Raw genomic sequence first — 14,085 nt, 5'->3', positions numbered from 1 at the left:
TTTTTTCCGGGGCCATGTTCCGCCCCCTTTCACTAGAGTCGCGCATGTTCGATTTCGTCCGCAAGCACAACAAGGTCATGCAGCTGCTGCTGTTCGTGCTGATCGTGCCTTCCTTCATCGCGCTCGGCGTGAGTGGCTATGACCGCATGCAGGAGAAGGGCCCGACCGTGGCCAAGGTGGACGGCCACGCCATCTCGCAGTCGCAGTGGGACAACGAGCACAAGACCGAGGTGGACCGCCTGCGCCAGCAGATGCCCAACATCGATCCCAAGCTGCTCGATTCGCCGCAGGCGCGCTACGGCACGCTGGAGCGCATGGTGCGCGACCGCGTGCTGGCCGCCGCCGCCGCCAAGGAACGCCTGACGGCTTCCGACCAGCGGCTGGCGCGTGAACTGCAGGGCAACGAGGTCATCGCCTCGCTGCGCGGTCCGGACGGCAAGCTGGACATGGCTGCCTACAAGGAAATCCTGGGCCGCCAGGGCCTGACGCCCCAGACCTTCGAAGAGCAGATGCGCAGCGAGATCGCGCAGCGCCAGGTGCTGGCCGGCGTCACCAACACGGCGCTGGCCGGGCCGGCGCAGGCCGGCGTGGCGCTGGACGCCTTCTTCGGCAAGCGCCAGATCCAGGTGGCCCGCTTCAGCCCCGCCGACTACGCGGCCAAGGTGAACCCCACGGCCGCCGAGCTCGAGGCCTACTACAAGGACCACCCGCAGCAGTTCCAGGCGCCCGAGCAGGCGAACGTCGAGTACGTGGTGCTGGACCTCGACTCGGTGAGGAAAAGCATCAACGTCAGCGAGCAGGACCTCAAGACCTACTACGAGCAGAACCGCGAGCAGCTGGCCCGCCAGGAAGAGCGCCGCGCCAGCCACATCCTGATCCCGGTCGCCAAGGGCGCTTCGCAGGCCGACAAGGACAAGGCCAAGGCGAAGGCGCAGGAACTGCTGGATGCCGCGCGCAAGGCGCCGGCTTCGTTCGCCGAACTGGCGAAGAAGAACTCCGGCGACAGCGTGTCGGCGGCCAACGGCGGCGACCTCGACTGGTCGGCGCGCGGCGGCTACGCCAGCAAGGCGCTGGAAGACGCCGTGTTCGGCCTGAAGAAGGGCGAGATGACGCTGGTCGAAACCGAGTTCGGCTGGCACGTGGTGAAACTGGACGACACGCGCGCGCCCAAGCAGCGCAGCTTCGAGGAGATGAAGCCCGAGCTGGAAGCGCAAGCTCGCAAGGAGCAGGCGCAGAAGAAGTACGCGGAGACCGCCGACGCCTTCAGCAACGCCGTGTACGAGGCGGCCGACGGCTTCAAGTCGGTGGCCGAGCGCTTCAAGCTGGACGTGAAGACCGCGCAGAACGTGCAGCGCACGCCGGCGCCCGGCGCCACCGGCCCGCTGGCCAACCCGAAGCTGCTGGGCGCGCTGTTCTCGCCCGACAGCATCGAGAAGAAGCGCAACACCGAAGCGGTGGAAACCGCGCCCAGCCAGCTGGTGTCGGCGCGCCTGGTGCAGTACAGCCCCGCGCGCACGCTGCCGCTGGCCGAAGTGCAGGACGCGGTGCGCAAGCGCGTGGTCGCGGACAAGTCGGCCGAGCTGGCGAAGAAGGACGGCGAGGAGAAGCTGGCCGCCTGGAAGGCCAACCCCGCTTCGGCCACGCTGCCGGAAAAGGTGGTGGTGTCGCGCGAGGACCCGGCCAAGCAGCCGCAGGAAGTGGTGGAGGCCGCGCTGCGCGCCGACACTTCCGCGCTGCCCGCTTTCGCCGGCGTGGACCTGGGTGCGCAAGGCTATGCCGTCGTGAAGGTGGACCAGGCCGTCGCGCGCCAGGCGCCCGCGCCGGCCGCCGCCAAGCAGGAGCAGGACCTGTACCGCCGCATGTGGACGGGCGCCGAAGCGCTGGCCTACTACAACGTGCTCAAGGACCGCTTCAAGGCGCAGATCCTGGTGCCGAAGCCGGCCGCCGCCGAAACGCCGGCCCGCTGAGCCCGGGCCGCCGCTGCGGCGCGGCTATAATCACGCGCTTCGACGGTGGCTGTAGCTCAGTTGGTAGAGTCCCAGGTTGTGATCCTGGTTGTCGTGGGTTCGAGTCCCATCAGCCACCCCAGTTTCTGACCCGCGCCCAGCGGGCGCGCCACAAGGCCCTGCGGTTCCGCGGGGCCTTTGCTTTTGCGGCGGCCATCCATGTCGCGACGTGTTCAAGCCGCCATGCGTTGCGCTTTCATCGCTTCGCGGACCACCAGCACGGGCACCGTCGCCAGCCGCAGGATCTGCTCGGCCCCGCTGCCCAGCACCAGGTGCTGGAGTCCACGCCGCGCATGCGTGCCGACCACCACCACGTCGGCGCCCCAGGCCGCCGCCTCGTCGGCGACGGCTTCGCCGAGGCGGCGGCCTTCGCGGTCCAGCAGGCGCGTGTCGTGCGGGATGCCCGCCGAAGCGCAGACCGCTGCGGCGTCATCGAGGATCAGCTGGCCGGCGATGCGCATCTCGCGCAGCATCGCGTGCGAATAGAGGAAGCCGGTCGCCCGCTCCATGCCATCGACGACGTGGACCACGCGCACGTGCGCGCCGCGGCCGCGGGCCAGCTCCAGCGCCGACACGAGCGCCTTGGTTGCGGGTGGCGAGCCGTCGCACGGCACCAGGATCCGACCGATCGAGTTCATGCGTTCTCCTCGCGCGGCGCGCCGTTCAATCGAGCACCAGCCACTTCAGGATGAGGTTCGCCACCACGGCGGCGAGCGCCACCGCGGCCATGAGCAGCAGCCAGGCCATCGTCAGTCCTTTCGCTGCTGTCCGCGCAGGACCAGCACGGGCGCGGACGCGAACCGCACGATCTGCTCGGCGCCGCTGCCCAGCAGCACGCGGCCCAGGCCGCGCCGCCCGTGGCTGCCCACGACGACGAGGTCGGCGGGCCAGGCGGCGGCCTCGCGCGCGACCACTTCGCCGAGCCGGCTGCCGGGCTCTTCGAGCAGGCGGGCGTCGCATTGCACGCCTTGCGCGGCGCATTCCGTGGCCCAGCGGTCCAGGAAGGCGCGCGCCTGCCGGCGGCTTTCTTCCACCACCTGCGCGGAGAACTCCCACGCGCTGGCGTACTCCAATTCGTCGAGCACGTGCGCCATGCGAACTTGGCCCCCGGACTCTTTCGCGAGGCCGATCGCCGCCATGAGCGCGTGCTTCGAGGACTCGCTGCCGTCCACCGGCACGAGGATGCATTGAAAGCCTGCCATACGGACCTCCTGTTTGCGTGCAGGCCCAGTCTGGTTCGCGCGGCGCGCTTGTGCCTTGATGCCGGTCAAGGAAAGCCGCGGCGCCGCTGCTAGTTTTGGCGCACGTGCATCCGGCGGCAGGAGGTTTCCGTGAACGACACCCTGGTCATCTTCTATTGCCTCGGCGGCACCAGCCGCGAGGTCGCGCACGCGCTGGCGGACGAGCAAGGCTGGGCGCTCGGCCAGGTGGTCGAGGCGAAGCCGCGCGGCGGCTGGCCAGGCCTGCTGCGCTGCGCGCTCGACACGCTGAGGCAGCGCTTGCCGCCGGTGCGCTACGAAGGCCCGGAACCGGCGGGCTTCCAGCGCGTGGTGCTGGTGGCGCCCATCTGGCTGGGCAGCGTGGCGGCGCCCATGCGCAGCTTCGCCGCGTCGGCCGGGCGGTCGTGGCGGCAATACGCCGTCGTCACGACTTCCGCCACGGGCGAATCGTCGCGGGCGGAAGCCGAGCTGGCGGCGATCCTCGGCCATGAGCCGATCGGTTGCGCCGCGTTCCACACGCGGCACGTCACGGACGGCAGCTACGCGCCGGTGCTGCAGGAGTTCGGCGGCCTGCTGGCCGGTATTGGCTACCCGGTCGCGAGGCCCCAGGCGCTTGGCGCGATCAAGCCAGCACCCGCAGGCTGAGGCTTGCCGTTTCCCGCTGGGCTTGCGTGGCCGGACGAGCTGCGAGGGCTTGGCGGCCCGGCGAAAATCCGTTCATGCACGCCCACGACCTGTCGCGCTGGACCCACGCGCACGAATTCCATGCCGGCAACACAGCGGCGGAGCGAGGTACCCGCCTCGTCATGTGGATCACGCTGGCGACGATGGTGGTGGAGATCGCCGCCGGCTGGTGGTTCAACTCGATGGCGCTGCTGGCCGACGGCTGGCACATGAGCTCGCACGCGCTGGCCATCGGGCTGGCCGCGTTCGCCTACCGCGCCGCGCGCCGCTACTCGGTGGACCAGCGCTTCGCGTTCGGCACCTGGAAGATCGAGGTGCTGAGCGGCTACACCAGCGCGATCCTGCTGGTGGGCGTCGCATTGCTGATGATCGCGGGCTCGGTCGAGCGGTTGGTGTCGCCGCAGCCCATCGCGTACGCGGAAGCTGTCGTGGTGGCCGTCGTTGGCTTGGCAGTGAACATGGTGTGCGCGCTGGTGCTCGCCCGCGCTGGGGACCACGGCCATCACCACCATGGACACGACCACCACGGCCACCATGATCACGGGCATCACCATCGCTCGCACGCGGCCGATCGCCACGGGCATGAACCCCGCCATGGACAGGCGGACCTCAACCTGCGGTCCGCCTACGTGCACGTGCTGGCCGATGCCGCGACGTCGGTGCTGGCCATCGCCGCGCTGGTCGGCGCCTGGATGTTCGGCTGGACCTGGCTGGACCCCCTGATGGGCATCGCCGGCGCCGTGCTGGTGGCCGTGTGGGCCAAGGGCCTGATGCAGCAGACCGGCGCGGTGCTGCTGGACCGCGAGATGGATCACCCGGTGGTCGACGAAATCCGTGAGGTGGTGGAAGCGGGCCCGGGCGAGCCGCGCATCGCCGACCTGCACGTGTGGCGCGTCGGCCGCGGCGCCTACGCCTGTGCCATCAGCGTGGTGACGCACAGCGACCAGGAGACGCCCGACACCATCCGCGCCCGCCTGGCGGAGCACGAAGAGGTGGTGCACGCCACCATCGAGATCAACCGCTGCTGCGCCCGGCCAGGCCGGTAGTGCATGCCGCCGGCTGGACGTCGGTGATTGTCCTGAGCCCTTCGCGGTCCATGCTGCCCCAACATCGGTACGGGACAGGAGGGCACCATGACTTTCTCGAGAAGGGCGTTCTGCGCGCTGTTGTTTGGCCTGGCGGCCGTGGAGGCGGCGCAGGCCAAGGGCAAGGGCGCCGGCCGTGGCGCGAGCCGCGGCGGAGGTGGTGGACGCGGGAGCGGCACCCGCGGAGGCGGAAGCCGCGGCAGCTGCGGATCGCGCGGTGGCCCGGGCTACCGGAAGCCGAACGGCAAGTGCGCCGGCTGGCGCGACTGACGCCCGGCGGACACCCGGGCCCCGGCGCGGGCCGGCCTCACTCGTTGACCATCACCAGCTTGCCCTTCACGCCGCGCGAGCCCATGTGGGCGTACGCCTCTTTCAGCTGCGACATGGGCATGGTGCGGTCGATGACGGGCTTGACCTTGCCTTGCGCGTACCACTTCGCCAGCTCGGCCATCATGGCTGCGTTGGCCTTGGGCTCGCGGCGCGCGAAGTCGCCCCAGAACACGCCGACGATGGACGCGCCCTTGAGCAGCGCCAGGTTCAGCGGCAGCGAAGGGATGGGGCCGGCGGCGAAGCCCACCACCAGGTAGCGGCCACGCCACGCGATGGAGCGGAACGCGGGCTCGGCGAAATCGCCGCCCACCGGGTCGTAGATGACGTCCGGGCCCTTGCCGTCGGTGGCGGCCTTGATGGCATCGCGCAGGTTGCCCTGGCTGTAGTTGATGGTGGCGTCGGCGCCCAGCGACTTGCACAGCTCGCACTTCTCGTCGGTGGAAGCGGCGGCGATGACGCGCGCGCCCATGGTCTTGGCGATCTGGATGGCGGACGTGCCCACGCCGCCCGCCGCGCCCAGGATCAGCACCGTTTCACCGGCTTTGAGCTGCGCGCGGTCCACCAGCGCGTGGTAAGAGGTGGCGTAGATCATGATGAAGGCCGCCGCGTCCACGTGCGGGAAGCCCGGCGGCAGCGGCATGCACAGGGCAGCCGGAGCGATCGTGTGGGTGCCGAAGCCGCCCGTGCCCGACAGGCACGCGACGTTCTGGCCCACCTTCAGCTGCGTCACGCCTTCGCCCACCGCCTCGACCACGCCCGCGTATTCGGAGCCCGGCACGAACGGCAGCGGCGGCTTGTGCTGGTACTTGTTCTGCACGATCAGCAGGTCGGGGAAGTTGAGGCTGGCCGCATGGATGCGCACCAGCACCTCGCCGGCCTTCGGCTGGGGCATGGGCAGTTCCTTCCACTGCAGGGCATCGACGCCCACCGGGTTCTCGCAAAGCCACGCATGCATGCCGTTCTCCTCAAATGCGAAAGCGAAAGCTGGCGATCATAGGCAGCGCGCACTGCCGCGCAGTCCCGGCGGCGACCCCACCCCTACAATCGTCCGCAGGCTGTCCGCATGAAGATCCTGCTTTCCAACGACGACGGCTACCAGGCACCCGGCCTGGTGGCACTGCACGAGGCGATCCGCGACCTGGGCGAGGTCGAGGTGGTCGCGCCCGAGCACAACAACAGCGCCAAGTCCAACGCGCTGACCCTGCATTCGCCGCTGTACGTGCACGAGGCCCACAACGGCTTTCGCTACGTCAACGGCACGCCCGCCGACTGCGTGCACGTCGCGCTGACCGGGCTGCTGGGCTACCGGCCCGACCTGGTGGTCAGCGGCATCAACAACGGCGCCAACATGGGCGACGACACCATCTACTCCGGCACCGTCGGCGCGGCGATGGAGGGGTACCTGTTCGGCATCCCCGCCATCGCGTTCTCCCAGGTGGAGAAAGGCTGGGGCCACCTGGACGCGGCGGCGGCGAAGGCGCGCGAGCTGGTGCAGCGCGTGCTGGCCCAGGGCCTGCAGGCGGAGCGTCCTTTCCTGCTGAACGTGAACATCCCCAACCGCGCGGCAGACCAGCTGGGCCCGTTCGAGGTGTGTCGCCTCGGGCGCCGCCACGCCGCCGAGAAAGTGATCTCGCAGCCCAGTCCGCACGGCCAGACCATGTACTGGATCGGCGGCGCGGGCCTGCCCAAGGATGGCGCGGAAGGCACCGACTTCCATGCCACCGCGCAGGGGCGCGTGTCCATCACGCCTTTGCAGGTGGACCTGACCGACCACGACTCGCTGGCCGATTGGTCATCGCGCGTGACGCGCTTCGCGCGATGACGAAGCGGCCTGGATTTCCCGCGCGGCTGCAGACGCCCGCCGCGCCGCCGGCGCGATCGAACGCGGCGCCCGTCGCCTCGCGTCCACTGGCGCCCAGCGGCGTGGGCATGGATTCGGAAGCCGTGCGTGTGCGCATGGTCGCCCGCCTGGCCGCCGAAGGCATCGCCGACCCGCGCGTACTGGCGGCGATGGGGCGCATCGAGCGGCATCGCTTCGTCGACACCGCGCTGGCCATCCAGGCGTACGAAGACACCAGCCTGCCGATCGGCCTGGGCCAGACCATCTCCAAGCCCAGCGTCGTCGCGCGCATGGCGGAGCTGCTGGTGCAGGGCGTGCAGGGGCGGCTGGGCCGCATCCTGGAGATCGGCACCGGCTGCGGCTACCAGGCCGCCGTGCTGGGCGAGCTGGCGACCGAGGTCTACAGCATCGAGCGGCTGCGCGGCCTGCACGACAAGGCGCGCGACAACCTGCGGCCGCTACGCCTGCCGAACGTGCACCTGCTGTTCGGCGACGGCATGCAGGGCTATGCGAAGGGCGCGCCGTATGCGGGCATCATCGCGGCCGCCGGCGGCGAGGCCGTGCCGCAGGCCTGGGTGGACCAACTGGCGATCGGCGCGCGCATCGTCGCGCCGGTGGCTTTGCCGGGCGGACGCCAGTCGCTGGTGGTGCTGGAAAAGACCGCTCGCGAGCTGCGCCGCACCGTTCTTGAGACGGTGCAATTTGTCCCCCTAAAATCCGGCATCGCTTGAAGGGATACGAAACAAGATGATGCTCACGCCCGTGCACGGAAGCAGGGGAGCCGTGCTGGTGATGGCGGCCTTGGTACTCGCCGGCTGCGCGTCGAAGACGCGCGCGCCGGCGCCGGTGGAAGACCGCAGCAGCGGGCGCACCACGTCCGCCGTCGTGGCCACCGCCGAAGCGCCGCGCGTGCTGCCCGGCGCCGAGAACGCCGGCAAGCCCGGTTACTACACGGTGCGCCCCGGCGACACGCTGATCCGCATCGGCCTGGACAACGGCCAGAACTGGCGCGACATCGTCCGCTGGAACAACATCGACAACCCGAACGTCATCGAGGTCGGCCAGGTGCTGCGCGTCGCGCCGCCCGAAACGGCGGTGGCCCGCCCGGTCGCTTCGTCTTCGGTGACGCCCGCGCCGGTGGCGTCGCAGCCGGCCAGCGCCGCTTCGTCGCCGCAGAACACGGCTTCGTCCAGCACGCCTCGCGGCACCACCACCGCGGCAGCGCCGGCCCCCGTGGCTTCGCAGCCCGCCGTGCCGCCTGAGGAGGAGATCGCCTGGTCCTGGCCCGCGCCGGGCAACACCGGCGTGCTGGCCGGCTTCGACGAGGTGAAGAACAAGGGCCTGGACATCGGCGGCAAGGCCGGCGACCCGGTGCTGGCGGCGGCCGACGGGCGCGTGGTCTACGCGGGCGCGGGCCTGCGCGGCTACGGCAACCTGATCATCCTGAAGCACAACAACACCTACCTCACCGCCTACGCGCACAACCAGACGCTGCTGGTGAAGGAAGACCAGTCGGTGCGCAAGGGGCAGAAGATCGCCGAGATGGGATCCAGCGACGCCGACCGCGTGAAGCTGCACTTCGAGATTCGGCGGCAGGGCAAGCCGGTCGACCCGGCCCGTTACCTGGCCACGAGGTAGCGGCGATGGCCAGGCGCAACGGAAAGGGCAAGCAGCTCGAACCGGATGCGGAAGGCCAAGGGGTGCCCCCCGACGTTGCAGATGAGCCGGCCGCGCCCGAGCCCGCGCGGCTGGGCGGGCGCGCGCTGGCCACCGACCTGGCGGGCGAATCCAGCGACACGCTGACGCTGTACCTGCGCGACATCCGCCGCACGGAGCTGTTCACCCCCGAGCAGGAATTCGAGACCGCCACCAGGGCGCGCGCCGGCGACTTCGACGCGCGGCAGTCGATGATCGAGCACAACCTGCGGCTGGTGGTGAGCATCGCCAAGGCCTACCTGGGCCGCGGCGTCCCACTGTCGGACCTGATCGAGGAAGGCAACCTCGGGCTGATGCACGCCATCGACAAGTTCGAGCCGGAGCGGGGCTTCCGTTTTTCCACCTATGCGACCTGGTGGATCCGGCAGTCGGTGGAACGCGCGGTGATGAACCAGGGCCGCGTCATCCGCCTGCCGGTGCACGTGGTGCGCGAACTGCAGCAGGTGCTGCGGGCACGGCGCACGCTGGAGAACGATCCCGCTTTCCAGGCTGCACGCGCGGGGTTCGCGGGCGATGGCGTTCGCGTCGAGGACGTCGCCGCGTTGCTCGGCCGAAACGTGCAGGAAGTGGCCGACCTGCTGGCCATGGCGGAGGCGCCGCGCTCGCTGGATGCCGCGCTGGACCGTTCCGAGGAGGAGCACACGCTGGCCGATTCGCTGGCCGACGAACTGGCGGCCGACCCCACGGGCGTGACCCACAACCACGAGGTGGAGAAGCTGCTGGCCAGCTGGATGGCCACGCTGTCCGAGCGCGAGAAGGAAGTGCTGGAAGGCCGCTTCGGCCTGAAGGACCGCGAGCCGGAGACGCTGGAAGTCCTGAGCGACCGCCTGGGCCTCACGCGCGAGCGCGTGCGCCAGATCCAGAACGAAGCGCTGATGAAGCTGCGGCGGCAGATGGTGCGCCACGGCATCGACCGCGAAGCGCTGTTCTAGCACTGCTACAGTGCCCGGCATGACTTGGCCGGTACTTGTTTTCGACATCGAATCCATCCCCGACATCGCGGGGTTGCACATGCTGCGCGACCCGGCGCCGGGCGCCACCGAGCTCCAGTCCTACGAGGCCTGGTGCGCGGAGCGCAAGGAGAAGGGGCAGGGCGACTTCATGCCGCTGCATCTGCAGCGTGTGCTGGTCATCAGCATTGTGTTCCGCAACGCCGAGGGCCTGCGCGTGCACTCGTTCGTCGACCGCGACGGCGCCAGCGAAGGCAAGGTGGTGCAGAACTTCTTCCAGAGCATCGAGAAGCACGTGCCGCAGCTGGTCAGCTGGAACGGCGGCGGCTTCGACCTGCCGGTGCTGCACTACCGCGCGCTGCGCCATGGCGTGGTCGCCGACAAGTACTGGGACCTGGGCGACGATGACCGCGAGTTCAAGTGGAACAACTACATCGGCCGCTACCACATGCGGCACCTGGACCTGATGGACCTGCTGGCCATGTATCAGCCGCGCGCCAACGCGCCGCTGGACGCGATGGCCAAGCTGTGCGGCTTCCCGGGCAAGCTGGGCATGGACGGCTCGCAGGTGTTCCAGGCGTACCGCGACGGCAAGCTGGACGACATCCGACGCTACTGCGAGACGGATGTGATGAACACCTACCTGCTGTATTGCCGCTTCCAGAAGATGCGCGGCGGCTTCACCGAGACCGAGTACGAGCAGGAGATCGCCTTCGTGAAGAACACGCTGGCGGAACTGGCGCCCGCCGAGGCGCACTGGCGCGAGTACCTCGACGCCTGGAGGTGATCAGCCCGCCGGCTGCAGGATCTCGTCGTAGCCGCGGCCCTTGAACTGCAGCAGGTCGATGCCGTGCCCGAAAGGGTCGGCGAGGCTGGCCATGCGGCCCCACGCGCGGTCCTGCACCGGCCTTTCCAGCACCGCACCCAGCGACACCAGCCGCGCGGCCACGGCATCGGCGTCGTCCACCACGAAGTCCAGGTGCACCGGCGTCCAGTGGCGTGCGTAGCTGCGGCGCTGCGGGTGCGCGTCGCCGATGGGCGCCGAGCCTTCGGCGTTGGCCAGCAGGTCGATCGGGCTGCCCGCGCCCAGCAGTTCGGCCCAGTCGTCGCCCAGGCGGCGGGACAACTTCAGGCCCAACCCGGCGGTGTAGAAGTCGATGCCGCGTTGCAGTTGGGGCACGTCGATGCAGATGCGCAGGTCCATGGTGGCGCCTCCAGGGCCGCGAGTATCACCTGAGACAATCGAGGGCATGAAAGACAAGGAAAGCGTCCCCGCAGACCGGCTGGCCGTGGACGCGCTGGACCTGGAAGCGCAGGGCGTGGCGCGCCGCGAAGACGGCAAGGTGGTGTTCATCGACGGCGCGCTGCCGTTCGAGGTGGTCAGCGCGCAGGTCATGCGGCGCAAGAACAACTGGGAGCAGGCGAAGCTGGTGGAAGTGCACCGCGAGTCTTCGCAGCGCGTGCGGCCGCAATGCCCGCATTTCGGGCTGCACGAAGGCGCCTGCGGGGGCTGCAAGATGCAGCACCTGCACCCCGCCGCGCAGGTGGCGATGAAGCAGCGCGTGCTGGAGGACAACCTCTGGCACCTGGGCAAGGTGAAGCCCGAGCTGGTAATGCGCCCGATCGAAGGGCCGGCCTGGGGCTACCGCTGGCGTGCCCGCTTCTCGGTGCGCCACGTGCGCAAGAAGGAAACCGTGCTGGTCGGCTTCCACGAGCGCAAGAGCCGCTACGTGGCCGACATCCGCGAGTGCCACGTCGTGCCCGGGCACGTCAGCGACCTGCTGCTGCCGCTGCGGGCGCTGATCGGCTCCATGGATGCCATCGAGACCTGCCCGCAGATCGAGCTGGCTTGCGGCGACGAGGTCACGGCGCTGGTGCTGCGGCACCTGGAGCCGCTGAGCACGGGCGATCTCGCCAAGCTGCGGGCGTTCGCGCAGGAACACCCCGGCGTGCAATGGTGGCTGCAGCCGAAGGGCCCCGACACCGTGCGGCTGCTGGACGAGGGCGGCCCCGCGCTGGGCTATTCGCTGCCGGAGTTCGGCATCGACATGCCTTTCCGCCCCACCGATTTCACGCAGGTCAACCCGCACATCAACCGCGTGCTGGTGTCCACCGCGTTGCGCCTGCTCGACCCGCGACGCGACGAGCGCGTGATCGACTGGTTCTGCGGACTGGGCAACTTCACGCTGCCGCTGGCCACGCGTGCGCGCGAGGTGCTGGGCATCGAAGGCAGCGAGGCGCTGGTGGCGCGCTCGCGGCAGAACCTGGCGCTGAATGCCGCTCGCCGGCCGCTGGCGCCGACGACGTTTGCCGCGCGCAACCTGTTCGAGATGGCGCCGGAGCAGCTGGTGGCCGACGGTGCGGCCGAAAAGTGGCTGGTGGACCCGCCGCGCGAGGGCGCTTTCGCGCTGGCGAAGGCGCTGGCCGACCTGCACCAGCAGGCCGGGGCGGAAGGATGGCAGGCGCCGCGCCGCATCGTGTACGTGAGCTGCAACCCGGCCACGCTGGCACGCGATGCGGGGCTGCTGGTGCACCAGGCGGGCTACCGGTGCACGGCGGCGGGCGTGGTGAACATGTTCCCGCACACGGCGCACGTGGAGAGCATCGCGGTGTTCGAGCGGGCGGACTGAGTCCCGCACTGTCGGGGCCGCCACCGGCCCTGTGCGGCATTCGTGCCGCATGGGAGGGGCCAGGCGCGGAATTTTCACGATCGGGAAAACTGAGGATGTCATGCAATTGCATGACCGTCGCAGCGTGCGGAGAAGACCGCCGATGATCCATGCCCATCCCAGGGGCCTGAATTGAAGTTCCACCACAAGCGGACGCTGGTCGTCCTCGCGACCGCGATCTGTCTCGCCGCACCCGCTCACGCCTTCGGCCCGCTCGCGGGCATCCTCATCAACTACGCCAAGCAGGCGCTCAAGGAAAAGCTGATCTCGTATGCCAAGGGCAAGGCGAGGGAAGCGATCGCCGGAGCCTTGGGGGACGTTCCCGGCGCGGGCGCTCTCGGCGCCATCGCCCCTGGCCTTCTTGGCGGGATGGCACCTCGCCCCACCTTGTCCAAGGAAGCCCAGGCCGCTCTCGAGACTGCCGGTGTCTTCGACAAGAACGCGAAGCCGCCGACGGAGGAGGAGTGGAAGGAGTTCGAGCAGACGATGGCGAGGATGGCCACCGCGGGAGGGCCGGACGCCGAGATGCCCGACCTGGCGGCCATGCGGGCGAACTTGAAGGAGCACCCGGAGCTCGCCGGGATGGTGCGCGCATTGTTCGGCCAGATGCACGCGATCCGCACCGAGCAGGAACGCATGGCGCAGCTCTACGAACAGATGCCGGAAGACCAGCGGCAGGAAGTCGTCGCCGAGCTGGTGAAAACCGTCCGGGAGGCGCCCGCCGCCGATCAGCCGCAGATGAAGCTGGTGCTGGAAAGCGACGCGCTCGGTTGGCCGGAAGACCTGAAGGAGCGGGTGCTGGCGGCGTCGAAATAGCGCGGATCACCGCGCGCCAACAAAAAGGGGCCCGAAGGGCCCCTTTTTGTTGGGAAGCCAGCGCGTCAGTCGCGGTCGCCGCCGAACACGCCCAGCAGCACCAGCAGGCTCTGGAACACGTTGTACGCGTCCAGGTACAGCGCCAGCGTGGCGCTGACGTAGTTGGTCTCGCCGCCGTCGACGATGCGCTTCAGGTCGTACAGCATGAAGCCGCTGAAGATGGCGATGGCCAGCACGCTGATCACCAGCATGCCGGTGCTGGAGCCGACGAACACGTTGATGATGGCGCCGATCATCAATGCCAGCGCGCCGACGAACAGGAACTTGCCGAAGCCCGACAGGTCGCGCTTGATCACGGTGGACAGGCTGGCCATGACGAAGAACACGCCGGCCGTGCCGCCGAACGCCGTCATGATCAGGCTCGGGCCGTTGCGGAAGCCCAGCACCATCGCGATCAGGCGCGAGAGCATCAGGCCCATGAAGAAGGTGAAGCCCAGCAGTACCGCCACGCCGGCAGGCGAGTTCTTGGTCTTCTCGATCGCGAACATGAAGCCGAAGGCGCCGATCAGGAAGACGGCGAGCCCCAGGCCGCCCGTCATGCGGGCCGTGATGCCGGTGGCCACGCCGATCCAGGCGCCGAGCACCGTGGGGACGAGGCTGAGTGCCAGCAGCCAGTAGGTGTTGCGCAGGACGCGGTTGCGCTCCTCGACGGAGGGCTGCGCATAGCCATAGCCGGAAGGGGTGACGATCTGCTCGTTCATGCGGAAGC

At 69.5% G+C, this 14,085-nt stretch carries 15 protein-coding genes and 1 tRNA gene; 11 read left to right on the top strand and 5 right to left on the bottom strand.

What is annotated here, in order from left to right:
• The first annotated feature begins 44 nt into the window (after positions 1–44).
• On the top strand, positions 45–1,967 hold the full coding sequence (locus EZ216_RS05715; protein ID WP_135248637.1) for a SurA N-terminal domain-containing protein: 1,923 nt from the start codon (positions 45–47) through the stop codon (positions 1,965–1,967).
• Positions 1,968–2,012: 45 nt separating this feature from the next.
• A tRNA-His gene (locus EZ216_RS05710) sits at positions 2,013–2,088 on the top strand.
• A 91-nt stretch (positions 2,089–2,179) separates the two neighbouring features.
• Here the strand turns inward: EZ216_RS05710 and EZ216_RS05705 are convergent.
• Together EZ216_RS05705 and EZ216_RS05700 are read right to left on the bottom strand one after the other, a co-directional pair.
• Positions 2,180–2,644, bottom strand: a complete 465-nt coding sequence (locus EZ216_RS05705; protein WP_135248635.1) for a universal stress protein — start codon at positions 2,642–2,644, stop codon at positions 2,180–2,182.
• A gap of 111 nt (positions 2,645–2,755) precedes the next feature.
• Complete coding sequence (locus EZ216_RS05700; protein ID WP_135248633.1) at positions 2,756–3,208, bottom strand: universal stress protein; 453 nt, start codon at positions 3,206–3,208, stop codon at positions 2,756–2,758.
• A gap of 129 nt (positions 3,209–3,337) precedes the next feature.
• Here EZ216_RS05700 and EZ216_RS05695 point away from each other — a divergent pair, with 129 nt between their 5' ends.
• Together EZ216_RS05695 and dmeF are read left to right on the top strand one after the other, a co-directional pair.
• Positions 3,338–3,871, top strand: a complete 534-nt coding sequence (locus tag EZ216_RS05695) for a flavodoxin (RefSeq protein ID WP_135248632.1) — start codon at positions 3,338–3,340, stop codon at positions 3,869–3,871.
• 74 nt (positions 3,872–3,945) lie between these two features.
• Positions 3,946–4,956, top strand: a complete 1,011-nt coding sequence (gene dmeF / locus EZ216_RS05690) for a CDF family Co(II)/Ni(II) efflux transporter DmeF (RefSeq protein ID WP_135248630.1) — start codon at positions 3,946–3,948, stop codon at positions 4,954–4,956.
• A 346-nt stretch (positions 4,957–5,302) separates the two neighbouring features.
• Here the strand turns inward: dmeF and EZ216_RS05685 are convergent, their stop codons facing one another.
• Entirely contained in the window at positions 5,303–6,280 is a 978-nt protein-coding gene (locus EZ216_RS05685) for an NADPH:quinone oxidoreductase family protein (protein ID WP_135248628.1), read from the bottom strand.
• Between the two features lie 108 nt (positions 6,281–6,388).
• Here EZ216_RS05685 and surE point away from each other — a divergent pair, with 108 nt between their 5' ends.
• From surE to EZ216_RS05660, 5 genes are read left to right on the top strand one after another with little or no spacing between them, the layout of a single operon-like run.
• Positions 6,389–7,147 carry a 5'/3'-nucleotidase SurE gene (surE, locus tag EZ216_RS05680; RefSeq protein ID WP_135248626.1) on the top strand — a complete coding sequence of 253 codons (759 nt, stop codon included), beginning with the start codon at positions 6,389–6,391 and terminating at the stop codon, positions 7,145–7,147.
• Positions 7,144–7,896, top strand: a complete 753-nt coding sequence (locus EZ216_RS05675; RefSeq protein ID WP_135248624.1) for a protein-L-isoaspartate(D-aspartate) O-methyltransferase — start codon at positions 7,144–7,146, stop codon at positions 7,894–7,896. Before surE ends, EZ216_RS05675 begins: the two co-directional genes overlap by 4 nt.
• A gap of 16 nt (positions 7,897–7,912) precedes the next feature.
• Complete coding sequence (locus EZ216_RS05670; RefSeq protein ID WP_439126714.1) at positions 7,913–8,803, top strand: peptidoglycan DD-metalloendopeptidase family protein; 891 nt, start codon at positions 7,913–7,915, stop codon at positions 8,801–8,803.
• A 5-nt stretch (positions 8,804–8,808) separates the two neighbouring features.
• Positions 8,809–9,813, top strand: coding sequence for an RNA polymerase sigma factor RpoS (gene rpoS, locus EZ216_RS05665; RefSeq protein ID WP_135248622.1), 1,005 nt, complete (start codon positions 8,809–8,811; stop codon positions 9,811–9,813).
• Between the two features lie 19 nt (positions 9,814–9,832).
• Positions 9,833–10,618: a 3'-5' exonuclease gene (locus EZ216_RS05660; protein WP_135248620.1), complete on the top strand. Its 786-nt coding sequence runs from the start codon at positions 9,833–9,835 to the stop codon at positions 10,616–10,618.
• Here EZ216_RS05660 and EZ216_RS05655 read toward each other — a convergent pair whose 3' ends face one another.
• Positions 10,619–11,035, bottom strand: a complete 417-nt coding sequence (locus EZ216_RS05655; RefSeq protein ID WP_135248618.1) for a VOC family protein — start codon at positions 11,033–11,035, stop codon at positions 10,619–10,621. It lies immediately after the preceding gene.
• Between the two features lie 46 nt (positions 11,036–11,081).
• On the opposite strand from EZ216_RS05655, the gene rlmD reads away from it, so the two are divergent.
• On the top strand, positions 11,082–12,461 hold the full coding sequence (gene rlmD, locus EZ216_RS05650; protein ID WP_135248616.1) for a 23S rRNA (uracil(1939)-C(5))-methyltransferase RlmD: 1,380 nt from the start codon (positions 11,082–11,084) through the stop codon (positions 12,459–12,461).
• A 171-nt stretch (positions 12,462–12,632) separates the two neighbouring features.
• Complete coding sequence (locus EZ216_RS05645; RefSeq protein ID WP_135248615.1) at positions 12,633–13,316, top strand: hypothetical protein; 684 nt, start codon at positions 12,633–12,635, stop codon at positions 13,314–13,316.
• Between the two features lie 65 nt (positions 13,317–13,381).
• Here the strand turns inward: EZ216_RS05645 and EZ216_RS05640 are convergent, their stop codons facing one another.
• On the bottom strand, positions 13,382–14,077 hold the full coding sequence (locus EZ216_RS05640) for a Bax inhibitor-1/YccA family protein (RefSeq protein WP_135248613.1): 696 nt from the start codon (positions 14,075–14,077) through the stop codon (positions 13,382–13,384).
• Positions 14,078–14,085: the final 8 nt, after the last annotated feature.

The organism is Ramlibacter humi, assembly GCF_004681975.1.
GTDB lineage: Bacteria > Pseudomonadota > Gammaproteobacteria > Burkholderiales > Burkholderiaceae_C > Ramlibacter > Ramlibacter humi.
The sequence above is the reverse complement of the archived record's forward strand: the minus strand, read 5'-3'. Positions and strand labels throughout refer to the sequence as shown.

Excerpts from the sequence above, each read along its gene's own strand:
- EZ216_RS05715 (WP_135248637.1), top strand. The coding sequence starts at position 45 with ATGTTCGATTTCGTCCGCAAGCACAACAAGGTCATGCAGCTGCTGCTG.
- EZ216_RS05705 (WP_135248635.1), bottom strand. The coding sequence starts at position 2,644 with ATGAACTCGATCGGTCGGATCCTGGTGCCGTGCGACGGCTCGCCACCC.
- EZ216_RS05700 (WP_135248633.1), bottom strand. The coding sequence starts at position 3,208 with ATGGCAGGCTTTCAATGCATCCTCGTGCCGGTGGACGGCAGCGAGTCC.
- dmeF (WP_135248630.1), top strand. The coding sequence starts at position 3,946 with ATGCACGCCCACGACCTGTCGCGCTGGACCCACGCGCACGAATTCCAT.
- EZ216_RS05685 (WP_135248628.1), bottom strand. The coding sequence starts at position 6,280 with ATGCATGCGTGGCTTTGCGAGAACCCGGTGGGCGTCGATGCCCTGCAG.
- surE (WP_135248626.1), top strand. The coding sequence starts at position 6,389 with ATGAAGATCCTGCTTTCCAACGACGACGGCTACCAGGCACCCGGCCTG.
- EZ216_RS05675 (WP_135248624.1), top strand. The coding sequence starts at position 7,144 with ATGACGAAGCGGCCTGGATTTCCCGCGCGGCTGCAGACGCCCGCCGCG.
- EZ216_RS05670 (WP_439126714.1), top strand. The coding sequence starts at position 7,913 with ATGATGCTCACGCCCGTGCACGGAAGCAGGGGAGCCGTGCTGGTGATG.
- rpoS (WP_135248622.1), top strand. The coding sequence starts at position 8,809 with ATGGCCAGGCGCAACGGAAAGGGCAAGCAGCTCGAACCGGATGCGGAA.
- EZ216_RS05660 (WP_135248620.1), top strand. The coding sequence starts at position 9,833 with ATGACTTGGCCGGTACTTGTTTTCGACATCGAATCCATCCCCGACATC.
- EZ216_RS05655 (WP_135248618.1), bottom strand. The coding sequence starts at position 11,035 with ATGGACCTGCGCATCTGCATCGACGTGCCCCAACTGCAACGCGGCATC.
- rlmD (WP_135248616.1), top strand. The coding sequence starts at position 11,082 with ATGAAAGACAAGGAAAGCGTCCCCGCAGACCGGCTGGCCGTGGACGCG.
- EZ216_RS05640 (WP_135248613.1), bottom strand. The coding sequence starts at position 14,077 with ATGAACGAGCAGATCGTCACCCCTTCCGGCTATGGCTATGCGCAGCCC.